The 1448-nt window shown below is 30.3% G+C and carries 1 protein-coding gene; it reads right to left on the bottom strand.

All coding sequences use genetic code 11. The features are described 5' to 3' along the window. Nucleotides 1-6: 6 nt before the first annotated feature. Nucleotides 7-1308, bottom strand: a complete 1302-nt coding sequence (locus GVV20_RS10560) for a hypothetical protein (protein WP_159740499.1) — start codon at nt 1306-1308, stop codon at nt 7-9. Between the last annotated feature and the right edge of the window lie 140 nt (nt 1309-1448).

Genomic DNA, 1448 nt, shown 5'->3' on the forward strand with positions numbered 1-1448 from the left:
AAATATTCAATTACTATAAGTATTCAATTTATCAAAAGTTTCTGCTAGCGATAACATATTAATTTGGCAATCACAAATTTCCAAAGTATTATTTCTATTCTTAAAAAGAATAAATGAATAATCATGATCGATAAAATCCTCGGCACATATAGCATACAATCCATCACTATTTAAAACTTTTATCCAAGCAATTTCTTTGTAAAGTCCTGAACTAGTAAATGAAAACTTATAGAAATCAGACTTCATCATAAATTCTAGATTTTCATATTTACCAATATCAACAGGAAGCGGGAAACTACTGGTCAATGATGAAAAAAAATGTGGGCGGGAAAGATCCATTGATGTAACTGTTTGTCCATTGGCTACTCTATGTTGTACTGCGTCAAGAAATAATGAATCATTTACTGGATACAATGCATTTGGATTATGAAAGACGTTTAATTCATCGCACCATTGTTCAATAAATCCAACACTACAGTACTTTTGAAAGTCCAGATTTATTTTTTTAGGTATTGAGACATTAGGGGCTGGATTATATATATCACCAGTTCTACTAAAAGAAAGTGGTTCTATTAATTTGTACCCAATCTGATATGACATTCTTCTAAATTTTGCTATTGTTCCTGCGTTAGTATAAATAACAGCACTTATGTTTTTTGATTCATCAAGATTAAAGAATCCACTTTCTATTATTTTGCTTTGAAATTCATGATTTTGGATATCATCAACACTAATCACCAACTGATTACTTTCATCATAACTTGCTGATTCGCTTCGTCCATACAAGTAGTTTGCTATGGGCGTTGGCGAAAAGAATACACTATCATCAAAGAAATTCTGAATTAATAAAACGATTGGTTTTCCTTTACAATGATCTAATTTCCAATATTCCTTTTTCAATTTAGATGTAAGTGCACTTCCCACTCTAATTTGAACATAATTGTGTTTATATTCCTCTTGTTCTTTAAGATCTAAGTCTATATAATCCTCTACTTGTATTGATCCTTTATTGGCTGTTGTAACTTCAATACAGAGTTCTACACCGTTTTTATTCACCACAAAATCCGGAACACTGTGTCCATTATTAAACTCGAAATTCAGTTCTTTTAATGCTTGAAAAGCATACATTTCGGTGAGCCTCTGATTAAAACCGGTGGTTTTAAATTGTTCTATAAAATTTCCATCTTTATCTCCCATCTCATTAAATGTTTCTTCTATTAATCGTCTTACACCTGCATTGTAAACGTCAGATTTTATTGATTCGAATTCAATTGAATTTTTTTCTCCTTCATTGATATCAAATATCATGATTATATTGTCCTTTCAAATTTTCATATACTTCATTAGTCATCAATCGTACAATATACTTTTACGTATTTCCGCATTGTAAAAAAAATACTCTCTCTATAGGTTGATCAAGAATATACGGACGACGAAGTAAAATATTG

The organism is Erysipelothrix aquatica, assembly GCF_009828775.2.
Classification (GTDB): domain Bacteria; phylum Bacillota_I; class Bacilli_A; order Erysipelotrichales; family Erysipelotrichaceae; genus Erysipelothrix; species Erysipelothrix aquatica.

Coding starts and splice junctions, on each gene's coding strand:
- GVV20_RS10560 (WP_159740499.1), bottom strand. CDS start 1,308: ATGATATTTGATATCAATGAAGGAGAAAAAAATTCAATTGAATTCGAA.